The organism is Billgrantia campisalis (assembly GCF_022341425.1).
In the GTDB taxonomy this organism is placed as follows: domain Bacteria; phylum Pseudomonadota; class Gammaproteobacteria; order Pseudomonadales; family Halomonadaceae; genus Halomonas; species Halomonas campisalis.
On the sequence record NZ_JABFUC010000013.1, the window covers coordinates 65,557 to 82,517 of the forward strand.

The 16,961-nt window shown below is 66.6% G+C and carries 14 protein-coding genes; 11 read left to right on the forward strand and 3 right to left on the reverse strand.

Annotated features, from left to right (window positions below):
- Positions 1-37: 37 nt before the first annotated feature.
- From buk to HOP52_RS15240, 4 genes are read left to right on the forward strand one after another with little or no spacing between them, the layout of a single operon-like run.
- Complete coding sequence (gene buk / locus HOP52_RS15225) at positions 38-1,147, forward strand: butyrate kinase (RefSeq protein ID WP_238978258.1); 1,110 nt, start codon at positions 38-40, stop codon at positions 1,145-1,147.
- Positions 1,144-2,049 (forward strand): phosphate acyltransferase, encoded by a 906-nt coding sequence (locus tag HOP52_RS15230; protein WP_238978259.1) that lies wholly within the window; start codon positions 1,144-1,146, stop codon positions 2,047-2,049. The genes buk and HOP52_RS15230 overlap by 4 nt, the downstream gene beginning before the upstream one ends.
- Positions 2,050-2,080: 31 nt before the next feature.
- Positions 2,081-2,830, forward strand: coding sequence for an electron transfer flavoprotein subunit beta/FixA family protein (locus HOP52_RS15235; protein ID WP_238978260.1), 750 nt, complete (start codon positions 2,081-2,083; stop codon positions 2,828-2,830).
- Positions 2,831-2,858: 28 nt separating this feature from the next.
- A complete protein-coding gene (locus HOP52_RS15240) occupies positions 2,859-3,797 on the forward strand; it encodes an electron transfer flavoprotein subunit alpha/FixB family protein (protein ID WP_238978261.1) in 939 nt (312 codons plus the stop codon).
- A gap of 79 nt (positions 3,798-3,876) precedes the next feature.
- Here the strand turns inward: HOP52_RS15240 and HOP52_RS15245 are convergent, their stop codons facing one another.
- Positions 3,877-5,892 carry a TRAP transporter permease gene (locus HOP52_RS15245; protein WP_238978262.1) on the reverse strand — a complete coding sequence of 672 codons (2,016 nt, stop codon included), beginning with the start codon at positions 5,890-5,892 and terminating at the stop codon, positions 3,877-3,879.
- Between the two features lie 89 nt (positions 5,893-5,981).
- Complete coding sequence (locus tag HOP52_RS15250) at positions 5,982-6,941, reverse strand: TAXI family TRAP transporter solute-binding subunit (RefSeq protein WP_238978263.1); 960 nt, start codon at positions 6,939-6,941, stop codon at positions 5,982-5,984.
- Between the two features lie 215 nt (positions 6,942-7,156).
- Between HOP52_RS15250 and glaH the strand changes: the two genes are divergently transcribed.
- Complete coding sequence (gene glaH, locus HOP52_RS15255) at positions 7,157-8,137, forward strand: glutarate dioxygenase GlaH (RefSeq protein WP_238978264.1); 981 nt, start codon at positions 7,157-7,159, stop codon at positions 8,135-8,137.
- A gap of 370 nt (positions 8,138-8,507) precedes the next feature.
- Positions 8,508-9,710, forward strand: a complete 1,203-nt coding sequence (gene lhgO / locus HOP52_RS15260; protein ID WP_238978265.1) for an L-2-hydroxyglutarate oxidase — start codon at positions 8,508-8,510, stop codon at positions 9,708-9,710.
- A gap of 68 nt (positions 9,711-9,778) precedes the next feature.
- Here the strand turns inward: lhgO and HOP52_RS15265 are convergent, their stop codons facing one another.
- Positions 9,779-11,866 (reverse strand): TonB-dependent receptor, encoded by a 2,088-nt coding sequence (locus HOP52_RS15265; protein WP_238978266.1) that lies wholly within the window; start codon positions 11,864-11,866, stop codon positions 9,779-9,781.
- A 200-nt stretch (positions 11,867-12,066) separates the two neighbouring features.
- On the opposite strand from HOP52_RS15265, the gene HOP52_RS15270 reads away from it, so the two are divergent.
- From HOP52_RS15270 to HOP52_RS15290, 5 genes are all read left to right on the forward strand, one after another.
- Positions 12,067-12,861, forward strand: a complete 795-nt coding sequence (locus HOP52_RS15270; protein WP_238978267.1) for an ABC transporter permease — start codon at positions 12,067-12,069, stop codon at positions 12,859-12,861.
- Between the two features lies 1 nt (position 12,862).
- On the forward strand, positions 12,863-13,603 hold the full coding sequence (locus HOP52_RS15275; RefSeq protein ID WP_238978268.1) for an ABC transporter ATP-binding protein: 741 nt from the start codon (positions 12,863-12,865) through the stop codon (positions 13,601-13,603).
- Positions 13,600-14,589: an ABC transporter substrate-binding protein gene (locus HOP52_RS15280; RefSeq protein WP_238978269.1), complete on the forward strand. Its 990-nt coding sequence runs from the start codon at positions 13,600-13,602 to the stop codon at positions 14,587-14,589. Before HOP52_RS15275 ends, HOP52_RS15280 begins: the two co-directional genes overlap by 4 nt.
- Positions 14,590-14,618: 29 nt before the next feature.
- Entirely contained in the window at positions 14,619-15,830 is a 1,212-nt protein-coding gene (locus HOP52_RS15285) for an NnrS family protein (RefSeq protein WP_238978270.1), read from the forward strand.
- Positions 15,831-15,997: 167 nt separating this feature from the next.
- Positions 15,998-16,957 (forward strand): TAXI family TRAP transporter solute-binding subunit, encoded by a 960-nt coding sequence (locus HOP52_RS15290; RefSeq protein WP_238978271.1) that lies wholly within the window; start codon positions 15,998-16,000, stop codon positions 16,955-16,957.
- Positions 16,958-16,961 lie beyond the last annotated feature (4 nt).

The following is a 16,961-nucleotide window of genomic DNA, read 5'->3' on the forward strand; positions in this document are numbered from 1 at the left end:
TTTTTTTGCTGAATGACAACTAACAAGGATAAGTGACATGAGTCGCAACGTTATTCTGACCATTAACCCGGGTACCACAACCACTCGCTGCGCGCTGTTTGCAGCCGAGGGATCCAGGTTGTCGCTGGTAAGCGAGCAGAGCCTAGGGCATGAAGAAATCCGCATGGCTGAGTTTTCTGGAATAGCCGATCAACTTGGCTACCGGAGTGCCTGTGTCGCGGCGTTCCTGGATCAGGCAAAGAGGCCGGACGACCGGTTGATCGCCATCGCCGGGCGCGGCGGCATGCTGACACCGGTGCCGGCGGGCGTCATCTTGATTAATGATGAGTTGGTCGATTTCGCCCTGCATACCCCAGTCTATGATCACGCCAGCAATCTTGGCGCACCTCTGGCCCAGGCGATCGCGGCACCGCTTGGCATTCCAGCCTATATCGTCGATCCCGTTAGCGTCGATGAGCTGACTCCCGTTGCACGGCTGTCCGGCTTTGAAGAGATTCCTCGTTTCAGCTTTGTTCATGCATTGAATATCCGTGCCTGCGGGCGCAAGCTGGCCGGTGAGCTGGGTAAGCCGTTCGATGAGTTGCGTGCGGTTGTTGCACATTTGGGCGCCGGTTTTTCTATTGCCACATTGTTGGATGGCAAGATAGCCGACAGTTCCAATCGAATGGAGATTTCGCCCTTTACTCCTGAACGTGCCGGTGGTCTGCCACCGCTTCCGTTAATCGAGCTGTGTTATTCCGGGAAATACGATAAGCCCGAGCTATTGAAAAAATTGTATGGTGAGGGTGGTGTCTATGGCTACCTTGGCACCAAGGATATCCAAAAGATTGAGTCCAGGGTCGCAGCGGGTGACGCCAAGGCAGCTCTGGTTTATGACGCCATGCTCTATCAGATCCGCAAGGCGATTGGGGCGATGGCATCGGTTGCGAATTTCGAGCTTGACGGGATTATATTGACCGGAGGTCTGGCAAATAGCGCCATAATTACTGATCGTTTGATAGAGAGTACACGGCGGATTGCTCCTGTTTCAGTTTATCCTGGGAGCAACGAATGTCTAGCGCTAGCCGAAGGGGTCTTGCGGGTGCTGGATGGACAGGAAGTGCCCATGACCTGGCCAGTCACGGTAGGCAAAGGTGTAGGGTTATGACGGTGAAAAGCTTTCTCCAACTTACGCAACAGAGTCGCTCCGACATCTGCCTAGCTGTGGCCGGGGCCGATGATGCCGAGGTGCTAGATGCTGTGGTGATGGCGTTGGATCGCGGTCTGATAGCCAGTGCTATTCTATGTGGCGATAGGATACAAATTCGGAAAACCCTGCCAGATCGGCTACGGTCGAGTGTCGAACTGGTCCCGGCGGGCGATGCCGCGGTCTGTGCTGGCCTTGCGGTCTCGGCGGTGCGCTCTGGTGATGCCCAGATCCTGATGAAGGGGCATATCGACAGCGCATCATATCTGCGGGCGGTGGTTCATCGGGATGTCGGTATCCGGCAGAGCGGTCTGCTCTCCAATGTCACCGTGGCCGAAATGCCCAGCTATCCTAAACTGATTGCGGCAACTGATAACGGTATTGTTCCAGTTCCAACGTTACAGCAGAAACGCCAGATCATCCTGAACACCGCTGAGCTTTATCGAGGTCTTGGAGTGTCCGAGGTTCGCGTGGCTGCCGTGGCTGCGTCTGAGAAAGTCTCAGATGCAATGCCCGCAACCACTGATGCCGCAGCGCTCACCTTGCAATCCCGCCAGGGAAAGCTTCCCGGATTCATCGTCGATGGGCCATTTGGTTATGATGTCGCGGTCAGTCACGCTGCGGCGAAAAGCAAAGGTTTGACAGAGTCACCTGTGGCTGGTGGGGCCGACTTGCTGCTGTTTTCCAATATCGAAGCGGCCAATTCTGTCGTTAAGGCATGGAAATTTCACGGCGACGCCAAGACTGGGTCGCTTGTACTGGGAGCACAGGTTCCGGTCTTGTTGAACTCGAGATCGGATAGCGCAGAGCGCCGTTTGAATTCTCTGCTTTTGGGTGTTGCAGCCATGCCAAAATCTCTATAGCTACCAGATATGGAATAGAGGAGTACATATAATGAAGATTGTCGTCGCGGTCAAACGCGTCATCGACTACAACGTCAAGATCCGGGTCAAGCCGGACAACTCCGACGTCGACCTCACCAACGTCAAGATGGCCATGAACCCCTTCTGCGAGATCGCCGTGGAAGAGGCGGTGCGCCTGCAGGAAAAGGGCGTGGCCAGCGAGATCGTCGCCGTGACCGTCGGCCCCAAGGCCGCCCAGGAGCAGCTGCGCACCGCTCTGGCGCTGGGCGCCGACCGTGCCATTCATGTCGAGACCGACGAGCGCGTCGAATCGCTGGGCGCCGCCAAGGCGCTGGCCAAGGTGGTCGAGGCCGAGCAGCCGGGTCTGGTGATCCTGGGTAAGCAGGCCATCGACACCGACAACAACCAGGCCGGCCAGATGCTTGCTGCCCTGACCGGCCTGCCCCAGGGCACCTTCGCCTCCGAGGTGGCCGTGGAGGGGGGCAAGCTCCAGGTGACCCGCGAGATCGACGGCGGCCTGCAGACCATCGAACTCACGCTGCCGGCCATCGTTACCACCGACCTGCGCCTCAACGAGCCGCGCTACGCCAAGCTGCCCGACATCATGAAGGCCAAGAAGAAGCCGATGGACGTCAAGAGCCCGTCCGACCTCGGCGTCGAGGTGGCCTCCAAGGTCAAGCTGCTCAAGGTCGAGCCGCCGGCCAAGCGCCAGGGTGGCATCAAGGTGGGCTCCGTGGACGAGCTCGTGGACAAACTCAAGAACGAAGCCAAAGTGCTTTGAAAACGGCGCTTTGAGAGGAGATGAATTCATGAGCATTCTGGTACTCGCTGAACATCACGACGGCGCCCTGGCCGGCGCCACCGCCCACGTGGTCGCGGCCGCCCAGGCCATCGGTGGTGACATCGACGTCCTGGTGGCCGGCGAGAACGTCGCCGCCGTGGCCGAGGCCGCGGCCAAGCTCGATGGCGTGGCCAAGGTGCGCCTGGCCGACAACGCCGCCTATGCCCACCTGCTGGCCGAGCCCACCGCGGCGCTGATCGCGGAGCTCGCCGGCGACTACAGCCACGTGCTGGCGGCCGCTTCCACCACCGGCAAGAACGTGTTGCCCCGGGTGGCCGCGCTCAAGGACGTCTCGCAGATCTCCGAGATCATCGCGGTGGAGTCTCCGGACACCTTCAAGCGCCCGATCTACGCGGGCAACGCCATCGCCACCGTGCAGAGCGAGGACGCCCTCAAGGTGATCACCGTGCGCCCCACCGGTTTCGATGCCTGCCCTGATAGAGGGAGCGAGGGCGGCTCCGCCAGCGTGGAAGCCGTCGAGTTCGTCGCCGACAACGCCCAGTCCACCTTCATCAAGGAAGCGCTGGCCCAGTCCGATCGCCCCGAGCTGGGGGCGGCCAAGGTGGTGATCTCCGGCGGCCGCGGCATGGGCAGCGGCGAGAACTTCACGCTGCTCGAGGGCATCGCCGACAAGCTGGGTGCGGCCATCGGCGCCTCCCGCGCCGCGGTGGACGCCGGCTTCGTGCCCAACGACATGCAGGTGGGCCAGACCGGCAAGATCGTCGCGCCGGAGCTCTACATCGCCGTGGGTATCTCGGGTGCCATCCAGCACCTGGCCGGCATGAAGGACTCCAAGGTGATCGTCGCCATCAACAAGGACGAGGAGGCGCCGATTTTCCAGGTGGCGGACTATGGATTGGTAGCGGATCTCTTCGAGGCGCTGCCGGAGCTTGAGCAGACGCTGTAAACATCATTGGGCAAGACTCAAACAGAAGAGCCCCGCCGTAGCGGGGCTCCTGGCCTGAACGCGGTGTTCCGGCGTCGCGTCAGCTGGCCGTGACCGTTTTCAGGCGCTGCTCCTGTTTCCAGCTGAACAGGTTATGGGCAATCGCGGCTGCCATCAGCCCCACCCCTGCCAGTTCGGCAGTGAAGTCGGGCCAGAACACCGCCACGATGCCCGCGGTGATCGCCAGCCTCGGCAGCCACGACATGCGGGTGAAGAGATAGCCCTCCAGGGCCGCGGCGAAGGCGCCCAGCGCCAGGATGGCGATCACCCCGTTCCAGATCAGCACCGGCCAGGGCCCGCCCATGATGATCTCCGGATTGAAGACCATGAACACCGGGATCAGGTAGAGTCCCTTGGCGAACTTCCAGGCTTGTACCCCGGTTTCCATGGGCTTGCTGCCGGCGATGGCCGCCCCGGCGAAGCCGGCCAGCGCGATCGGTGGCGTCACATTGGAGTCCTGGGAGTACCAGAACACCACCAGGTGGGCGATCAGCAGCGGGATACCGAACTCGGCGGTCAGCGCCGGGCCCACCAGCACGATCAGCACGATGTAGCTGGCGGTCACCGGCAGGCCCATGCCCAGGACCAGGCTGGCCAGCAGCACCAGCAGCAGGGCCAGCAGGATGTTGCCGCCGGAGAAGGCCATCATCATGGCCGAGAACTTCAGACCCAGGCCGGTCAGGCCGACGATACCGACGATGATGCCGGCCACCGCGCAGGCCATGGAGACCGCCACGGCGTTGCGGGCACCGAGCTCCAGGCCCTGCACCAGCTTCAGCCAGCCGGCCCACAGCACCGTGGCGATGCGGGCCAGGGTCACAGGCTGGCCTTGGCGCGGGGCGATGAACAGGAACCAGATCGCATAGCGCAGCACCGCCACGGCGAGCATGGTCATCACCGCATAGAAGCCCACGCGCATGGGCGACATGTGCATCACCAGCAGGTAGACCAGCACCCCCAGCGGCAGCAGGAAGTGCCAGCCCTCCTTCATTACCTCGCGCACCTGGGGCAGCTCCGAGCGCGCCATGCCCTGCATGCCCTGCTTGAGGGCGATGATATGCACGAACAGATAGACGGTGGCGAAGTACATCACCGCCGGCAGCACGCTGACCTTGACCACCTCCAGGTAGGAGACCCCGGTGTACTCGGCGATCAAAAAGGCGCCAGCGCCCATCAGCGGCGGCATGATCTGCCCGCCGGTGGAGGCCGCCGCCTCGATGCCACCGGCCTGGTGGGGCTTGTAGCCTAGCCGCTTCATCAGCGGAATGGTGAAGGCGCCGGTGGTCACCACGTTGGCGATGGCGCTGCCGGAGATCGAGCCCATGCCGGCCGAGGCGATGACCGACGCCTTGGCGGGTCCGCCCCGCTGGCGACCGGTGGCGGCGTAGGCCAGGTCGATGAAGAACTTGCCGGCGCCGGTGATTTCCAGGAAGGCGCCGAACAGCACGAAGATGAAGATATAGGTGGCCGCCACCCCCAGCGGCAGCCCGAAGATGCCCTCCTGGCCCAGGTAGAGCTGGCCGACCACGCGATCGATATTGTAGCCGCGGTGCTCGAGGATGCCGGGCAGGAACTGCCCCAGCCAGGGCAGCTCGCCGCGTGGACCGGCGAAGGCGTAGAGGATGGCGATGACGCCAATGAGGGTCATGCCCAGGCCCACCGCCCGGCGGCTGGCTTCCAGCACGGTGACCACGGCGATGCAGCCGACCAGGATATCGGTCTGGCTCCAGAAGCCGGCACGGGAAATGATTTCGTCGAGAAAGAGCACCAGGTAGCCGCCGGTGATCAGGGCTCCAGCGAAGAAGGCGGTATCGATGGCCCAGCCCAGCGCCCCGCGCTTCCGGTGGGCACCGAAGACCGGAAAGATCAGGAAGGCCAGCAGCATGATCAGCATCAGGTGGAGGCTGCGCTGGTAGAACATGCCCAGCGGCTGGATGCCGGCAGAATAGAGTTGGAACAGCGACAGGCCCACCGCCACCAGGGTGATCAGCCACAGGATGGCCCTGGACTGTGCAATGGGCGGGGGGGGAGTGCTGGGGGAGTGAGAATTGTTCACATCAATACCCGCGCTATGTCAGAGTGATCAGGATCACGTCAATTCGCCCCCGGCCCATGGCAGGGGGCGCATCGGTATCAAGGGAAGTGTCAGGGGCGCTGATGCTCCTGAACCTCGGCAGCAATCTCCTCGTAATAGCGCAGCGCCCCGGGATGGAAGGCGATTGGCGTGGAGTCGATGCTGAACTCGATGCTGGTGTCGTTGGCCGCCGGATGCACGTCGATCAGCGACTCGGTGTGTTCGAACAGCAGCCGTGTCAGCTTGCCCGCCAAGTCGTCATCCATTTCGCTGCTGACCGCCAGCACATTGGGGATGCCGACGGTCTGAACGCCCTCTTCCATGCCCTCGTAGAGGCCGGCGCGCAGTTCATAGGGGGCGAACACCGGTACGGCTTCGCGGGCGTTGGCGATCTGCTCGTCGGACAGGCCGATCAGGCGAATATCGCGAGTCGCCGCCAGGTTGAGGATCGAGCTGGTGGGGGGCCCCACGCTCCAGAAGCCGGCGTCGATGTCGCCGTCGCGGATGGCGTCGGCGGTCTCGTTGAAGTTGAGACGCTGCGGGCGGAGGTCGTCGTAGTCGATGCCGTTGGCATTGAGCAGCGCACGGGCGTTGAGCTCGGTGCCGCTGCCCGGTGCGCCCACCGAGACCCGCTTGCCGCGCAGATCGTCCAGCGTCTCGATGTCGGAGTCGGCCAGGGTGACCAGCTGCACGGCGTTGGGGTAAACCGAGGCCAGGGCGCGAATGTTCTCCAACTGGCGGCCCTCGAAGTCGCCGGTGCCGTGATAGGCCTGATAGACGGTATCGGCCAGGGCGAAGGCGATATCGGAGTCGCCGCGCCAGATCAGTCCCATGTTCTCCACCGAGGCGCCGGTGACTTCGGCTACCGCATTGGCGCCTTCTACATGAGTGTTGATCAGCTCGGCCAGGCCACCGCCCAGCGGGTAGTAGGCGCCGCCGGTGCCGCCGGTGGCGATGGAGAGCTGCTGAGCGGCGGCCAGGCCGGGTAGCGTCGACAGGCCAAGCGCCAGAAGCAGGGATCGAATCTTCATCGTGGTGACTCCGTCAGGTAGCGAGTGGACCTCCATTCGGACACCGACGCTTGGCATTATCAATATCGACTTTAGTCAAAAAAATTAATATTAAATGATTTTGGTCATGGAAGAGTCGTTGTTTTGACAAAAATAAAAAATATAGATATTTTTGAAGTGTAACGCTGCCGCCGGCGTATGGCGGCATTCTGTGCACCTCGTTTGGAGCCCCTGACATGACCGTGCTGACCCAGCTACCCGATACCGCTATGCCCCTGCCCGCCGATATCCGCGGCTTTACCCTGACGCCGTCTGCCGCCTCGTCGCGGCTGCTGCAGCTGACGCTCTCCCGCGAGGTGGTCAGCGCCTTCCTGGAGGCCGTTGCCGAGTGGCCCGTCCAGGCGCTGGAGTACAAGTCGATGCTGCGTTTCCGGGTGGCGAAGATCCTGGATGACCTGTGCGACAACACCCTGCAGCCGGTGCTGGTCAACACCCTGGTGGATCGCGCCACCGGTGGCTTCCAGGTGGTGATGGAGGGGCTCGATTCCGTCGAGCGGGCCGATGAGATGGTCAAGGTGTCCACCGCCGTGGCGCACCTGATGGGGCGTTCCAACTACGACGCCATGAGCGGCCAGTACTACGCGCGCTTCGTGGTCAAGAACGTCGATGACTCCGACAGCTACCTGCGTCAGCCCCACCGGGTGATGGAGCTGCACAACGACGGCACCTTCGTCGAGCAGGACACCGACTATGTGCTGATGATGAAGATCGACGAGCAGAACATGGAGGGCGGCAACTCCCTGCTGCTGCACCTGGATGACTGGGAAGACCTGGAGCGCTTCTATCGCCACCCGCTGGCGCGCCGCGAGATGCGCTGGACCGCACCGCCCAGCAAGAACGTCGCCCAGGACATCTACCACGCGGTCTTCGACGTGGATGCCAGTGGTCTGCCGATCATGGCCTACATCGATCAGTTCGTGCAGCCCAAGGACTTCGAGGAGGGCAACTGGCTGACCGACCTCTCCGAGTCACTGGAGAACAGTCCGGCGATCCTTTCGGTGCCCAACCCGGTGGGCAGCTTCCTGCTGATCAACAACCACTTCTGGCTGCATGGACGCGACCGTTTCACGCCGCATCCGGACCTGCGTCGCGAACTGATGCGCCAGCGCGGCTACTTCACCCACGCCAAGACCCTGCGCAACCCGCGCCAGGTGTGATGGCAGGGATATCGCTGTCACGAAAGACGAGGGGCGCTGTAGGCAAGCCGAAGAGGAGGTCCTGCGCCATGGGTGAGGAGCACTGCTCCGAACGGGCTGGCCATGGATGGCCAGCCCTGGTCCAACAAGCGGAGCAGGATGCGGGAGCGCAGTTGGGCGCCGGTAGCGCCCAGGGAGGGGTTCACAGCGCCTCCTTGCAGGCTTGTCTACAGGTCAGCCCCGAGCGATGCAAGCTATCTGCGATAACTTTCGGTGTGATGGCGCCTGAAGTGACGGCGGCCCGAAGGGTTGTCATGGTATGAATCCTGCCACGCCGCCACGGCGTGGCTTTCGCGTGTTCGGCGAGCGCGTGTTCAGTGAGAGAGACGAGATGCACGATTTCATCATCATCGGCGGCGGGATCCTGGGCATGTCCACCGCCATGCAGCTCAAGCAGGCCTACCCCGACCGGCGCATGCTGCTGCTCGAGAAGGAAGCCGGGCCGGCGCAGCACCAGACCGGCCACAACAGCGGGGTGATCCACGCCGGGGTCTACTACACCCCGGGCAGCCTCAAGGCGCGCTTCTGTCTGGCGGGCAACCGGGCCACGGTGGCGTTCTGCCAGGCCCACGACATCCCCTATGACAGCTGCGGCAAGCTGCTGGTGGCCACCAACGAGCTGGAAATGCAGCGCATGGCCGCGCTGTGGGAGCGCACCGAGGCCAACGGCCTGGAGCGGGAGTGGCTCTCCGCCGAGGCGCTGGCCGAGCGCGAGCCCAATATCACCGGGCTCGGCGGCATCTTCGTGCCCTCCAGCGGCATCGTCGACTATGCCGCGGTGACCCGCGCCATGGCCGCCGAGTTCGAGCGGATGGGCGGCGAGATCCGCTACGGCTGCGACGTCACCGGCCTCGAGGAGCGGACTCGCGAGGTGGTGGTGAAGAGCCGTGGCGGCGAGTTCACCGGGCGCTACCTGGTGACCTGCTCGGGGCTGATGGCCGACCGGGTGATCCGTCTGCTGGGCCAGGACCCGGGCTTCACCATCTGCCCCTTCCGCGGCGAGTACTATCGGCTGCCGGCCAAGCACAATGCCATCGTCAACCACCTGATCTACCCGATTCCCGACCCCTCCATGCCCTTCCTGGGCGTGCACCTGACGCGGATGATCGACGGCTCGGTCACCGTGGGGCCCAACGCGGTGCTGGCGCTCAAGCGCGAGGGGTACCGCAAGCGGGACGTCTCGCTCGTCGACATGGCGCGGATGTTCACCAACCCGGGTATCCTCAAGGTGCTGGGCAAGAACCTGCGTCCGGGGCTGATGGAGATGAAGAACTCGCTGCACCGGCGCGGCTATCTCGAGCTGGTGCGCAAGTACTGCCCCGGGCTGACCCTCGAGGATCTCGAGCCCTACCCGGCCGGGGTGCGCGCCCAGGCGGTCTCCCGGGACGGCAAGCTGGTGGACGACTTCCTGTTCGTCAATACCCGGCGCACCCTCAACGTGGGCAACGCCCCGTCGCCGGCGGCCACCTCAGCCATCCCCATCGGCGCCCATATCGTCGAGCAGGCGAAGGCGATGGTGGAGGGCCAAGCGTGACGGACAAAACTCCCGGCGGCTGATGGGCGCCGGGGGCAGGCCCGGGGTTCCGATAGGAACGCCAAGGCTTAGAAACGCCCGCGCAGGGTGGCCACGGCGCCACGGCCCGGGGCCAGCAGCTCGCCGCCGGCGGGCTGGTCGGTCAGGTGCTCGCGATAGCCTCGGTCGAAGAGGTTGTTCACCTCCAGGCCGAGCGACAGGCGGGAGAGTCCGCCCGCCTGCCCGAAGTGCCAGCCCAGGCCCAGGTCGGCGGTGGCGAAGCCGGGGGTGGCGAGTTCGGTGCCTCCCGAGAAGATGTCGGCGGTGCGCTCCTGGCGGGCCACGGCGCGTACCTGGGCATGCCACTGGAAGCCGAGTTCGGGCCGCTGGCCGATGCCCAGCGTCGCCTCGGCGGCGGGCATCCGGTAGAGCGGCTCATCGTCCTGCTTGTTGGTGCCGCGCAGCCAGGTCAGGCTGCCGTCCAGCGCCCAGTCCGGGCGGTTGAGCCAGGCCTCCAGCGGCAGGAGGAAGCCCGCCTCCAGGCCCTGGATCTCGACCCGGTCCAGGTTCTCGGTGCGCTTGATCGGAACGCCCTGCGGGTTGGTCATGCCGGTGATGCGCCCGGCGATGTAGTCGTCGATGCGGGTATGGAAAGCCGCCAGATGGTATTCGCCGCGCTCGCCGCGCCCCTTCAGGCCGATCTCCAGGCTGGTGGAGTGCTCGGGGTCGAGCTGGGGGTTGCCGATATGGAAATAGCCGTCGCCACGCTCGGCGTCCTCGAAGCGCTCGCGCATGTCCGGGGCGCGATAGGCGGAGCCCAGGCTGACGTAGGGGTTGAGCAGCGGTGAGGCGTTATAGATGGCGCCGATGGACCAGCTGAGCGCCTCGCTGGTGTTCTTCAGCCCCTCGCGGGTGGCGTTGGGCCCGCTGCCCTTGAGGTCGGCGTCGCCGGTCACGCTGTCGTAGCGGGCGCCCAGCATCAGCGTCCAGTCGTCGAACATCACCTCGTCCTGCACGAAGAGGCCGCGGCTCTCGATCGCGCCGTTGCGGAAGGGGGAGTTGGCGATCACGTTGTCGCTCATGCCCTGGTAGCTGAAGCGCTGCGGGTCGCCGGTCATCTCCCAGATCTCGGCCCCCAGGGTCAGCAGGTGGCGCTCGCCCAGCGGCAGGCGGTACTGGGTGCGCGCCCCGTCGGTGGTGAAGGTCACGTCGTTCCACACCTGGTTGCGCGCCAGGCCACTCGACCAGGCGCGGATCTGGCGGAACACCTCCTGGCGATAGAGGCGGGTCTCCAGGGTGCCGGGGCCGATCCCGCCCGTGTAGCTCAGCTCGTAGAGCTCGCGCTCCTGGCGCGGCGAGTGGATGGTCAGCAGGCCCAGCGCCGGTGCCGGGGCCTGTTTCGTCGAGCCGGGGTACCAGACGTCGCGGTCCTCCTGGTGCTGCAGGTTGAGCTGCAGGCGATGGCCATCGGCCAGGCGGAAGGCGTACTTGGCCAGGAAGGCGCCGGAGCGAAAGCCGCTGTTGTCGACCCGGCCCTCGGGGGTGTCATAGTCGCCGATATCGCGGCCGGTGGCGCCCAGCACCAGGGCGTGGTCGGCGTTGGCGAGCCGCACCACGGCGCCGCCGCCGAGGCTGTCGTCCACGCTGCCGGCGCTGGCGCTGACTCTCCCCTGCACGCTGGGCGCAGCGGTGAACTCGGCCGGGGGCGTGCGCAGGTTCACGGCGCCGCCCAGGGCGCCGCTGCCGTGCAGCACCGACCCCGGCCCCTTGACCACCTCGACGCTCTCCAGCAGGCCCAGGCTGGCGAAGGAGGTCAGGGCCCCCGCCGGCTGGGCCGAGTTGAGCCGCACGCCGTCCACCTGCAGCACAATGCTCTCCTTCTGCAGCCCCCGCAGCACCGGGTTCTGGCCCCAGGCCCCGTCGCTCTGGACGGCGGTACCCGGCTGGCCGCGAAACAGGCTGCCCACGCTGGCGGTCGTCGGGGCTTCGCCGGCGTCCAGGCGCAGCGTGGCGCTGGGCGTATCCAGGGTGTCCGCAGCGTAGCCCTTGGCGGTGACCGTCATGGTGGCGAGCGGCTGGGCGCTGTCGTCGGCCAGGGCCGGCAGGCTCAGGGCGCCGGCGGCGGTCATGGCCAGGGCGAGCGGTGTGAGGCGGGAGAAGGGGGTCGAGGGTCGCATCGGTGACTCCGGGGTTGAAGAAGTAAACATGATGCATTTTATAATGATTCTTGTTTTGATCCAGGTCAGGGGCGCCGCACCTCGCGCTTGCGAAGGGGAGGGCGGGCCCGCCGGATCACCGCCGTTTGACCGGCATCAACACGCCGTTCGCCGGTTTAAAGCAAAATCGAATCATTCCTGTTTGCTTTGTGGAGATGCGCATGAAGCGGTCATTGCCGGCGCGAGGCGTCGAGACGCTGCTCGGCTGGGGAGGCAGCCTGACCGGGGTGCTGCTGTTCGTGGCGCTGTGGGAGTGGGGCAGCCTGGCCTACGGGAGCTTCCTGCTGCCGGGGCCGCGGGATGCGCTGGCGGCCCTGGCTCGGCTGTGGCAGGAGGGCGAGGCGGCCGCGGCGGTGTGGGCTACCACTTGGCGAGCCATGCTTGGCTTCGCCGCGGCGGCGCTGGTGGGCACTGCGCTGGGGATCCTGGCGGGGCTGTCCCGCACCCTGGGCCGCGCCCTGGAGCCGATGTCCACGGTGCTGCTGGGGATACCGCCGATTGCCTGGATCGTGCTGGCCATCCTGTGGTTCGGCAGCGGCTCCCTGGCCACCGTCTATACCGTCATGGCCACCACCTTGCCGGTCAGCTTCGCCGGCGCTCAGATGGGCGCTTTGACGCTGGACCGCCGGCTGCGCGAGATGGCCGATGTCTTTCGGGTGCCGCCGTTGATGCGGCTGGTCGATATCCATCTGCCGCATATCGTTTCCTACGTCTTCCCGGCCTTGGTCACGGCGCTGGGTGTGGCCTGGAAGGTCGCGGTGATGGCCGAGCTGTTCGCCACCGAGGACGGCATCGGCGCCGGCCTGGCCATCGCCCGGGTCAATCTGGATACCGCCGCGGCGATGGCCTGGATCGTGCTGGTGGTGGCGCTGCTGCTGGCCGCCGAGCACGGCCTGCTGCGGCCGCTGCAGCGGCGCATGGAGCCCTGGCGCCAGGCCGGGCGGGGAGGGCACTGAGATGCTGTCGCTGGAGGGTATTGGCCATGTCTTCGGCATGGAGCGGGTGATCGATCGGGTGAGCCTGAGGGTGGCGCCGGGGGAGTCGGTGTGCCTGGTGGGGCCGTCCGGCTGCGGCAAGACCACCCTGCTGCGCATCGCCGCGGGCCTGGTGGAACCCACGGAGGGCCGGGTGAACGACGGCTTTAGGCGCAGCGCGATGGTCTTTCAGGAGGGGCGCCTGCTGCCCTGGCGGCGCCTGCTCGACAATATCGCCCTGGGGCTCAAGGCGATGGGCGTGCCGCGCCGGGAGCGCCTGGTCCGCGCCCGCGCCCTGGCCGCCGAGCTGGGGCTGGCCGACCGGCACGACCACTTCCCCCATGAGCTGTCCGGCGGCATGCAGCAGCGCGTCGCCCTGGCCCGCGCCCTGGCCGTGGAGGCCGACTGCCTGCTGCTCGACGAACCCTTCAGCGCCCTGGACGTGGGGATGCGCAGTGAGGCCCAGGCGCTGCTGCTGGACCTGCTGGCGCGTCGGGGCATCGCGGCGCTGATGGTGACCCATGACCTGACCGAGGCGCTGCGGCTGGGCCACCGGGTGGTGGTGCTGTCTCCCGCGCCGGGACGCATCGTCCACGAGGAGCGCGTCACGCGTCCCTTCGCCGAGCGCGATACCGCCTTTCTCTTCGAGGCCGCCGGCGCGCTGCTGCGCCATCCCGCGGTGGCCGAGAGCTTCCTGTTCCAATCCCGAGAGGTGACCGCATGAACGATCTATCCCGCCGCCGGCTGCTGCAGTTGGCGGCCGCCAGTGCCGCCCTGGCGGCGCTACCCGGCGTCGGCCTGGCCGCCCAGGCTGGCCTGCGGGCGGCCACGCCACTGGGCCTGCCCCAGCTGATCCTGGCCCGGGCGCTGCAGGACGAGCGCTTGAAGGCGCTGGCGGGTGAGCCCGACCTGCGCGCCTGGCGCGACCCCGACCAGCTGCGCGCCTGGATCGCCGGCGGCGAGGTGCAGCTCACCGCCACTCCCACCAACGTGGCGGCCAACCTCTACAACCGCGGTGTGCCGGTGGTTCTGATGAACGTCAACGTCTGGGGCACCCTGGGCATGCTGTCGCTGCCGCGGCCCTTCGACAGCCTGTCGGACCTGGCCGGGCGCCATGTCGGCGTACCCTGGCGCGGCGACATGCCCGACCTGGTGCTGCGCTACCTGCTCGCTCGTCAGGGGCTCGAGGTGGGGCGCGATCTGCGCATCACCTACCACGCCAGCCCCTTCGAGACGGTGCAGATGTTCCTCGCCCGGCGCCTGGATGCCGCGGTGCTGCCCGAACCGATGCGTACCGCCACCCGGCTGCAGGGGGCCTCGCTGGGCATCGAGCCCGGGGAGCTGGACCTGCAGCGGGAGTGGGCGCGGCTCACCGGCGGCGCCGCGGCGCTGCCCCAGGCCGGGGTGATCTGCCGTCGCGAGCTGCTGGAGGCACATCCCGACTGGGTCGCCGCCGTCCAGGCGGCGGTGGCCGAGGCGGTGCCCTGGGTCAATGCCGAGCCCGCCGCGGCGGCGCGCCTGGGGGCGGAGCAGTCGCCGCTCTCGGCGCCGGTGTTCGAGGGGGCCATTGCCCGCACCCGGCTCGAGATGCAGACGGCCGCTCAGGCCCGTCCCGCCCTGGAGGCCTTCTTCGGCGCCCTGGCCGAGCTGTCGAGCGGCTTCATCGGCGGCGGGCTGCCCGACGACGCCTTCTACCTGGCCGATGGCTGACCGGCCCTCCCCGAGCTCAAGGAGCTGACATGACCCCACCCCTGGATAGCTCCGCCCCGCCGCGGCTGCCGGTCCTGGCCTATGCCTTCCGGCCCTTCTTCCTGCTGGCGGCCCTGTATGCGCCGCTGGCGCTGCTGCCCTGGGTGGGCGGCATGCTGCAGCTGTTCAGTCTGGACCTGGGCATGCCGCCCATGGCCTGGCACGCACACGAGATGCTGTTCGGCTTCGTGGCCGCCGCGCTGGCCGGCTTCCTGCTCACCGCGGTGCCCTCCTGGGCGAGGGTCGAGCCGTTGACCGGCGCCCCCCTGGCGGCCCTGGTGCTGCTGTGGCTGGCCGGGCGCAGCGCCTTCTGGCTGGCCGGCACCCTGCCGGGCTGGCTGGTGGCGCTGGTCAACCTGGCCTTTCCGCTGGTGGTGCTGGGCTGGGCGCTGCCGGCGCTGCTGTCACCGGAGGGACGCCGTCACCTCAGTTTGGGCGTGCTGCTGGGGGGCGTTCTGCTGGCCCAGCTGGGCTTCTATCTGGCCTGGCTCGCGCCGCTGTCGCTGCCGTTCGGCCTGCTGGACCCGCTGCACCTGGCGGCCAACCTGCTGCTGATCATGATCGCGGTGACCGCCACGCGCATCGTGCGGGTGGTGGCCATGGCGGCCGTCCAGGCCAGCGGCGCCGAACGGCCGCTGCGCTTCACCTCGGCCCGTGAGCACCTGGCTGTGGCCACGCTGTGCCTGTTCGCCCTGGCGGACTTCCTGGCGCAGGGGCATCCGGTGACCGGCTGGATCGCCCTGGCGGCGGCGGCGGCCCAGGCGGACCGCCTCTCCGAGTGGCCCTGGGGGCGGGCCATGGGGCGGCTTTACCTGCTGCTGCTGACCCTGGCTTACGCCTGGCTAACCCTGGGCTTGGTGCTGGTGGGGGTCACCGCGCTGGTGGAGAGCCTGCCCGCCTATGCCGGCCGTCATGCGCTCTTCCTGGGTGCCATCGGTACCGCCGTGCTGGCGGTCTTCTGCATCGCCGGCCTGCGCCATACTGGGCGGTCGCTCGAGCTGCCGCGATCGATCTGGCTGGCCCTGGCCTGCCTGCTGCTGGGCACGGCGCTGCGCACCGGCGTCCCGCTGCTGTGGCCCCAGCAGTATCTGGTGGTGAGCGTGGTGGCCGCGGCGGCACTGTGGCTGCTGGCCTTCCTGGGCTATGCATTCGGCTACGCGCGGATGCTGCTCAGCGCACGCCCGGACGGCCTGCCGGGATAGTCGTCCGTCCGGTCGCCGAAGCGGCTGGGAGTGGCCAGGGTTGGGGGAAGCGTAGAAAGCGGTAAGTGGCTTCCTCCGACCCGGGCATGCTAGGTTTCTGATGGACCCGGAGCAGCCCGGTCTCCCCAATAATCACAAGCAGTCCGGCTTCAGGACGGAGGAATACCATGCGAGCTCTCAAGTATGCAGTGGCCGCGTCGCTACTGGTCACGGCCCCCATGGCGGCGGCCCAGCAGCTTTCCATCGCCACCGGCGGCACCGGGGGCGTCTATTACCCCTACGGCGGCGGCCTGGCCGAGCTGATCAACAACCATATCGAGGGAGCCAGCGCCGTGGCCGAGGTCACCGGTGCCTCGGTGGAGAACATGGGGCTGGTGTGGCGCGGTGATTCCGACCTGGCCCTGGCCCTGGCGGACACCGTCTTCCAGGCCTACAGCGGCACCGGCGATTTCGAGGGTCGCCAGTTGGAGAACATCCGCGCCCTGGCCTCCATCTACCCCAACGCCGTGCAGCTGGTGACCCTGGCCGATTCCGGGGTCGAGTCGCTGGATGACCTGCGCGGCAAGCGGGTCTCGGTGGGCGCGCCGGGCAGCGGCACCGAGCTCAACGCCCGCGCCCTGCTCGAGGCCAACGGCATCAGCTACGATGACTTCCGGCCCCAGCGGCTCAACTTCAACGAGACCGCCGACGCCATCCGTGACGGCGATATCGACGCCGGCTTCTGGAGCGTGGGGCCGCCCACCAGCTCGATCCTCAACCTGGCCACCACCCGCGATATCCGCCTGATCGGCTTTTCCGACGAGGAGATCGCCAATGCCCGCGAAGCGGAGCCGGTGTTTGCCGCCTATGAGCTGCGTGCCGGCCTCTACGACGGCATGGATGAGGCGGTGCAGACCATCAGCATCCCCAATGTGCTGGCGGTGAGCAGCGAGATGGATGAGGAGCTGGCCTACCAGGTCACGCGCATCCTCTTCGAGCACACCGATGAGCTGATCGCCATCCACCCGGCGGCCAATGACACCACCGTCGAGTTCAGCGTTACCTCCACGCCGATCGCCTTCCATCCCGGCGCACTGCGCTACTACGAGGAGGTGGGTGCCGAGGTTCAGGACCATCAGCGCCCCTGACCGC